The 7,553-nt window shown below is 73.3% G+C and carries 6 protein-coding genes; 5 read left to right on the top strand and 1 reads right to left on the bottom strand.

Going from position 1 to position 7,553, the window contains the following annotated elements:
• The first annotated feature begins 211 nt into the window (after positions 1-211).
• From cobT to AB0K17_RS28100, 3 genes are read left to right on the top strand one after another with little or no spacing between them, the layout of a single operon-like run.
• Positions 212-1,261 (top strand): nicotinate-nucleotide--dimethylbenzimidazole phosphoribosyltransferase, encoded by a 1,050-nt coding sequence (gene cobT, locus AB0K17_RS28110; RefSeq protein ID WP_365969744.1) that lies wholly within the window; start codon positions 212-214, stop codon positions 1,259-1,261.
• A gap of 54 nt (positions 1,262-1,315) precedes the next feature.
• Entirely contained in the window at positions 1,316-3,082 is a 1,767-nt protein-coding gene (locus AB0K17_RS28105) for a phosphatidylglycerol lysyltransferase domain-containing protein (RefSeq protein ID WP_365969743.1), read from the top strand.
• Entirely contained in the window at positions 3,079-3,798 is a 720-nt protein-coding gene (locus tag AB0K17_RS28100; protein ID WP_365969742.1) for a hypothetical protein, read from the top strand. The genes AB0K17_RS28105 and AB0K17_RS28100 overlap by 4 nt, the downstream gene beginning before the upstream one ends.
• On the opposite strand, the gene AB0K17_RS28095 is transcribed toward AB0K17_RS28100, so the two are convergent.
• On the bottom strand, positions 3,765-4,502 hold the full coding sequence (locus AB0K17_RS28095) for a hypothetical protein (RefSeq protein WP_365969741.1): 738 nt from the start codon (positions 4,500-4,502) through the stop codon (positions 3,765-3,767). The genes AB0K17_RS28100 and AB0K17_RS28095 overlap by 34 nt on opposite strands.
• A gap of 73 nt (positions 4,503-4,575) precedes the next feature.
• Here AB0K17_RS28095 and AB0K17_RS28090 point away from each other — a divergent pair, with 73 nt between their 5' ends.
• Positions 4,576-5,349 (top strand): adenosylcobinamide-GDP ribazoletransferase, encoded by a 774-nt coding sequence (locus AB0K17_RS28090; RefSeq protein WP_365984683.1) that lies wholly within the window; start codon positions 4,576-4,578, stop codon positions 5,347-5,349.
• A gap of 388 nt (positions 5,350-5,737) precedes the next feature.
• Complete coding sequence (locus AB0K17_RS28085) at positions 5,738-7,273, top strand: leucyl aminopeptidase (protein ID WP_365969739.1); 1,536 nt, start codon at positions 5,738-5,740, stop codon at positions 7,271-7,273.
• Positions 7,274-7,553: the final 280 nt, after the last annotated feature.

Raw genomic sequence — 7,553 nt, 5'->3', positions numbered from 1 at the left:
GTGCCGGGGAGGCGCCTCGACTGCGGGCCGTCGGTGGCCGATCGCGCAGTTCCCCGCGCCCCTACGGGGCGCTGCACCATCCGCCGGACACAGCCTGGCCCCGCGGGCGGACCGGGCTCCGCCCGGCGTTCGGGGACCGGGGGTCCGGGCCGCCCGCCGCAGGCGACCCGCACCGGCTTCGGCTCGCCCCCGCGCGGGTACTGTTGGCCGGATGAGCGGTCTGAATCTGGATGACTTCGCCACGCTGATCGAGCGCCCCGACGCCGCCGTGCGCCGCGAGGCCGAGGAGCGCGGCACCCACCGCACGCACCCCCGCCCCGGTGCCCTCGGCCGCCTGGACGAGCTGGGCGAGTGGCTCGCCGCCGCCCAGGGTTGCGTGCCGGTCAGGCCGGTCGAGCGGCCGAAGGTGCTGCTGTTCGCGGGTGATCACGGCGTCGCCTCCCTCGGCGTGTCGGCCGGCCCGACGGCCGGTGCGCTGGAGCTGGTCCGGGCGACGCTCGACGGCACGAGCTGCGCCGCGGTGCTGGCGCGCCGTGCCGGCGTGGAGGTGCGCATCGTGGACATGGCCGTGGACTGCGATGCGGCGGAGCTGCCGGCGGAGGTGACGCGGCACCGGGTGCGCCGTGGTGCGGGCCGGATCGACGCCGAGGACGCCCTGACACTCGCGGAGGCGCAGGAGGCGTTCCGTGCGGGCATGGCGATCGCCGACGAGGAGGCCGACTCGGGCACGGACCTGGTGGTGCTGGGTGATCTGAGCGTGGGCGGTACGACGGCCGCCGGCGTGCTGATCGGCGCGTTGTGCGGCACGGACGCCTCGGTGGTGACCGGCCGCGGTGCGTTCGGGATCGACGATCTGGCGTGGATGCGCAAGTGCGCGGCGATCCGGGACGCGCTGCGCCGGGCGCGGCCGGTGCTGGGTGACCAGATGCAGCTGCTGGCGACGGTGGGGGGTGCGGATCTGGCGGCGATGACGGGTTTCCTGCTGCAGAGCGCGGTGCGCCGGACGCCGGTGATCCTGGACGGCGTGGTGACGGCGGCGTGCGCGCTGGTGGGTCAGCGGGTGGCGTTCCGGGCCCCGGACTGGTGGCTGGCGGGGCAGCGCAGTGGTGATCCGGCGCAGGGCAAGGCGCTGGATCGGATGGCACTCAACCCTCTTCTGGATCAGGGCGTCACAGTGGGCGAGGGGACAGGGGCGCTGCTGGCTCTGCCGTTGGTGCAGGCGGCCGCGGCCCTGGCGGCGGAGTTGCCCGTGGGCTCCTAGGGGTAGGAGCAGGGGCGGGACCGCCGCAGACCGCGCCCCATATGCTCACTTTTCATGGGAGAAGTCCGCTTGACTCCGGATGAGGGCGTCCGCGGCTCCGCCTGGCGCCGGCGGGCCGCCGGCTTTGCCGTGTGGTACTTGCGCGCCGTTACCTTCGTCAACCTCCTGGGTGCGGTGTGGGTGTCCTTCGGTTCGGACATCCGCCGCCACAACGTCGACGAGTTCTTCACGCCGTACCTGCTGACCGCCGGCTTCTCCCCCGCGGTGGTGTCGCTGTTCATGGCGATCACCATGCGGCGCCGGAAGCGGGCGGCGTGGATCCTCAACCTCGTCCTGGCGGGTCTGCTCCTGCTGCTGCTCGTCTTCGTGATGTTCTTCCCGGAGTTCCGCCGGCACCCGCTGAACTGGTTCTCGCTGATCGTCACGGCCCTGTTCGCGGCGGCGCTGGTGGCGGGCCGGCGGGAGTTCTACGCCAAGGGCGACCGCTCCAACCCCAAGCTGGCCTCGGCCGTGGCGGCGGTGGGCCTGCTGGTCACCTCGCTGCTGGCGGCCGGGCTGGTGACGATCACCAACCAGGCCACGGACGAGCAGCGTTCGACGTTCCTGGACCGCTGGCACTACGGCGTGATGCGGCTGGTCTCGATCGCCGCCGACGACCAGCGCTACGCCGGCATCGCCCCGCCCGGCTGGGTGGACGTCACCATCAACGTGATGAGCACGATCCTGCTGATCGTGGTCGTCTGGGCGGCCTTCCGGGCGCGCCGCGCCACCGACCCGCTCACGGCGGGGGACGAGGAGCAGCTGCGCGCGCTGCTGGACCGCTGGGGCGAGCGCGACTCGCTCGGCTACTTCGCGCTGCGCCGCGAGAAGAGCGTCATCTGGTCGCCGTCGGGCAAGGCCGCCGTCACCTACCGCGTCGTCGGCGGGGTCTCGCTGGCCTCGGGCGACCCCATCGGCGACCCGGAGGCGTGGCCCGGCGCCATCGAGCCGTGGCTGGCCGAGGCGCGCGAGCACGGCTGGATCCCGGCGGTGATGGGCGCGAGCGAGGAGGGCGGCACGATCTACTCCCGGCACGGCCTGGACGCGCTCGAACTGGGCGACGAAGCCATCGTCGACACGGCCGAGTTCACCCTGGAGGGCCGGGCCATGCGCACGGTGCGCCAGGCGTACAACCGGGTGCGCCGCGCCGGCTACACCGTCACCGTCCGGCGGCACGAGGACGTCCCCGAGGAGGAGATGGCCGAGCTGCTGCGCCGGGCCGACGACTGGCGCGACGGCGCGACCGAGCGCGGCTTCTCGATGGCGCTGGGCCGGCTGGGCGACCCGGCCGACGGCCGCTGCGTGATGCTGGAGTGCTTCGACGCCGAGGGCCGGCTGCGGGCCCTGCTCAGCTTTGTGCCGTGGGGGCCGAAGGGGCTGTCGCTGGACCTGATGCGCCGTGACCGGGACTCCGACAACGGCCTGATGGAGTTCATGGTCATCGAGCTGCTGCAGCGGGCCGGCGCACTCGGCATCGAGCAGGTGTCGCTGAACTTCGCCATGTTCCGCTCGGTCTTCGAACGCGGCTCGCGCCTGGGCGCGGGCCCGGTGCTGCGGATGTGGCGCTCACTGCTGAGCTTCTTCTCACGCTGGTGGCAGATCGAATCTCTTTATCGAGCAAATGCGAAGTACCGTCCCATCTGGGAGCCTCGTTTCATGCTGTTCGAGAAGAGCGCTGACCTGCTGCGCATCGGCATCGCCAGCGCCCGCGCGGAAGGCTTCCTGGAGGCGCCCGGCCTGCCCAAGTGGCTCAATCGCAAACACCTGGAGAGCCGGCGATGACCCGCGCGGCGCTGCTTCGCGCCGCGCGCACCGAGTGGGGGCCGCTCTACGCGGCCGTGTGGGGGACGTTCGCCCGCAAGCGGCTCCGCTCCATTCCGATGACGCTGACGGCGGTCGCGCTCACCGCGGCCTTCCAGCTCGTGCAGAACCAGTCCTGGGGCTACCACCCCGTCCAGCACCTGGGCTCGGTACGCGCCGAGTTGCCCTGGTGGCTGGCCCTGCTGCGCACTCCCCTGTCGCTGTTCGTGCCCGCCCTGGACCTGCCGGTGTGGGGCGCGCTGGCACAGATCCTCATCGTCTTCGGCATCGCCGAGGCGGCCCTGGGAGTGCGGCGCACCCTGGCCGTGGCGTACCTGGCCACCCTGGCCGGTACGACGTACGCGCGGCTGGGCGTGGCCCTGGGGCCGGACTCGCCGCTGGGGCTGCCCCCGCACACGGCCCGGATCATCGACACGGGCCCCTCGGCGGCGGTCGTGGGCCTCGCGGTGTACGTCGCCTGGCGCTACCGCGCCTGGGTCACCTGCACCGTGGTGGTGGCGGCCATGGTGGGCGAGGTCGCCGCCAAGCCCAACCTCGCGGGCAGGGAGCACATCGCGGCCCTCGTGGCCGTCCTGGTGCTCAGCGGCGCCGAGGAGCTCGTGCGGCGGCGCAAGCCGCGCGGGGACGCCCACCGGCAGCGCCATCACCGGTCGGGAGCACCCGCCAGCAGGTCGTGAAGGCGGTTGCGGACCGCCGCCCAGCGGGCGTCGTGCCGGTAGGCGCGCACCCGCGCCCGGCGCCGGGCCCGCGGCCGGTGACGGTAGAAGCGGCGGGCCCACGGCGAGCCCGGTCGGGCCAGCCGCACGGCGGCGATCAGGGCCACGAAGGGCACGACCGCACCGATCAGGGCGAGCCGCGGCTTGCCCTTGGCCAGGGCAAAAAGCGCTATCAGGAAGTTGGCCAGGGTGTTGGTCACCACGAGCGTGCGGTTCTGCAGCTCGTCGTGGGTCAGCTCGTTGACGCCGAAGGGCGCGAAGCCGGCCAGCACCAGGGCGACCAGCGCCGCGGTGAGGATGACGATCTCGACGCTCTTGCGCCCCTGCTCCGTCCAGTACACGTCGTCCATGTGCAGCACGAGCGCGAACTCGTCCAGCACCAGCCCGGCACCCGAACCGAACAGCACCGCCGACAGCGCCGCCCCGAAGCCGTAGCGGCCCTGGGCGACCGCCCCGAAGCCGCCCACCACCATCAGCACCACACCCGGCACGACATGGTGCACATGCAGCCCGCCGGGACGGATGTTGCGGAACGGGCCGCGGCCCGCCCGGATCAACCGGGTGATCACCCGCGTCACGAGAAAGGTGAGGACGAAGGACCCCAGTGCCAGCAGCAACGGCAGCTTGCCCGGCTCGACGACGTTGCGGGTCAGCCAGTGTCCCATCGCCACTCACCCCGTTCTCGGCCGCGCTACCGGCCAAAATAACCCCCGCGACCGGCGGGATACCCTGCCCGCCGTGACCGACACGACCGCCGACCGGCCCACCCCCGCCGACGCCCTGCGCTTCGCCTTCGGCACCCTGACCGTGCTCCCCGTACGGCTCACCCGCTGGGACCGGGCCGCCGCCCGCGGCGGAATGCTCGCCGCCCCCCTGGCCGGCCTGGTCGTCGGCGCCTGCGCGGCCGGGGCGGGGGCGCTGTTCTCGCTGCTGGGATCGGGCCCCCTCCTCGCCGCCGTGGCCACGGTCGCCGTACCGGCCGTCCTCACCCGGGGACTGCACCTGGACGGGCTCGCCGACGTCGCCGACGGACTCGGCAGCGGCAAACCGGCCGCGGACGCGCTGCGCATCATGAAGCAGTCCGACATCGGGCCGTTCGGGGTCATCACCCTCGTCCTGACCCTCTTCGGCCAGGTCGCCGCCCTGGACCGGCTGTACGAGGCGGGTGCGCTGCGCGGCGCGCTCGCGGCGGTGGTCGCCGCGGTCACGGCCCGCTGCGCCCTGACGCTCGCGTCGCGGACGGGGGTGCCGGCGGCGCGACCGGACGGCCTGGGCGCGGCGGTGGCCGGGGTCGTCCCCGTCCCCGCCACCGCGGCCGTCGCGGCCCTGACGACCCTCGCAGCCGCGGCGGCGTCACTGCACGCGGGTGCGGCGGTGCTTTTGGCTCTGCTGGCCGCGGAACTGTTGCTGCGCCACTGCCGGCGCCGCCTGGGCGGCGTGACCGGCGACGTCTTCGGCGCCCTGTCCGAAACGGCCGCAACGACGGCCCTTTTGGCCCTGACCCTGGGCTGAGCAATCGCCCCGGGTGCGGCTGACCGGTGGCCGTTCGCGCAGTTCCCCGCGCCCCTGACGGGGCGCCCCCGTCGCACCGGGCGCAGTTACGGGGCGCCCCGAAGGGGCGCGGGGAACTGCGCGTTCAGCCGTTACGGACCCGCACCCGGGTGCACGCGCGCAAGCGCGACGGCGCACGCCGAAGGGGCGCGGGGAACTGCGCGAACGGCCACGGACGGCCCGCACCCGGGCAACCGCGCAAGGCCCAGCGGCAGCACCCCGCACCCGCCGCAGCGACCCGCACCCCGTACCTGGACTGAGCATCGAGCGAACCGGCGCATACGATGCGCAAAGGCCCCGCGGGACGCGCCCGGCCGAGGAACTCAACCGGAAGAGAGACTTCACCACCGTGACTGCTCTGACTCTCAGCACCTCCAGCGCGGCAACGCTGCGCGCGGACGCCGTCGTCGTCGGTGTGGCGAAGGGCCCGAAGGGCCCCGTCGTCGCGTACGGCGCCGAGGCCGTGGACCAGGCGTTCGACGGCAAGCTGGCCTCCGTCCTGGAGACCCTCGGCGCCGGTGGCGGCGAGGGCGAGGTTACGAAGCTGCCCGCTCCGGCCGGTCTGAAGGCCCCGGTCGTGCTGGCGGTCGGTCTGGGCGAGCTGCCGACCGACGGCGAGGGGTACACCGACGAGGCGCTGCGCCGGGCCGCCGGTGTGGCCGCCCGTGCGCTGGCCGGTACGAAGAAGGCCGCGTTCGCCCTGCCTGTGGAGGACGCGGGCGCGGTTGCCGCCATCGGTGAGGGCGCGATCCTGGGTGCGTACAGCTTCACCGCCTACCGTGGCGGCGAGGCCAAGGCGAAGAAGGATGCCTCGAAGGACCGCAGCGCCCCGCTGGGCGAGGCCGCGATCCTGGGCGCCAAGCCGCGCGACAAGGCGTTCAAGGCGGCCGTCGAGCGCGCCGCCACGGTGGCGGGCGAGGTCAACCGGGCCCGCGACCTGATCAACATGCCGTCCAACGACCTCTTCCCGAAGAGCTTCGCCGCGCAGGTGCAGGCCGCGGCCAAGGAGTTCGGCCTGAAGGTGGAGGTGCTGGACGAGAAGGCGCTGCTCAAGGGCGGCTACGGCGGCATCATGGGCGTCGGTCAGGGGTCGGTGAACCCGCCGCGTCTGGTGCGCATCGGCTACACGCACCCCAAGGCGGAGAAGACCCTGGCGCTGGTGGGCAAGGGCATCACCTACGACTCGGGCGGCATCTCGCTGAAGCCGGCCGGCCACAACGAGACCATGAAGTGCGACATGAGCGGCGCGGCCGCGGTGTTCGCCGCGGTCGTGGCGGCCGCCAAGCTGGGTCTGGCCGTCAACGTCACGGGCTGGCTGGCCCTCGCGGAGAACATGCCCTCCGGCTCGGCCACCCGTCCGGGCGATGTGCTGCGCATGTACAGCGGCAAGACCGTCGAGGTGCTCAACACGGACGCCGAGGGCCGTCTGGTGCTGGCCGACGCGCTGACCCGCGCCTCGGAGGAGAACCCGGACGCGATCGTGGACGTGGCGACCCTCACCGGTGCCATGGTCCTGGCGCTCGGCGACCGCACCTTCGGTGTGATGGCCAACGACGACGCCTTCCGCACCGAGCTGCACGAGATCGCGGAGGAGGTCGGCGAGCAGTCCTGGCCGATGCCGCTGCCGGCCGACCTGCGCAAGTCGATGGACTCCCCGGTCGCCGACATGGCGAACATGGGCGAGCGCATGGGCGGCGGCCTGGTGGCCGGTCTGTTCCTGCAGGAGTTCGTGGGCGAGGGCATCACCTGGGCCCACCTGGACATCGCGGGTCCGGCCTTCCACGAGAAGGCGCCGTACGGCTACACCCCCAAGGGCGGCACCGGCTCCGCGGTGCGCACCCTGGTGCGTCTGGCGGAGCGCACCGCCGACGGCGAGCTCGGCTGATCCGGCGCTCCGGCACGCGCCGCCACGACACGGCCACGGCTCCTGGTACGGGGGCCGTGGCCGTCGGGCGTACCGGCCCGGGCGTCAAGGCGGGCGGGGCGGGAATGCGCCCGGCGGGCGTTCGTGTTCGCTACGGACGAAACCCGCACGAATACACCGACTCGTACCAACGAGTAACCCCGTCAAGGTGACGCATCAGCCATCCCTCACCCCGGCCCGGCGTCCCGCCGTCCGTCAACAAGTGCGAAGATGTTGTCCCGGCAGGACAGGGCCCCAGTAA

The organism is Streptomyces sp. NPDC049585, assembly GCF_040675615.1.
Classification (GTDB): domain Bacteria; phylum Actinomycetota; class Actinomycetes; order Streptomycetales; family Streptomycetaceae; genus Streptomyces; species Streptomyces luteosporeus.
The sequence above is the reverse complement of the archived record's forward strand: the minus strand, read 5'-3'. Positions and strand labels throughout refer to the sequence as shown.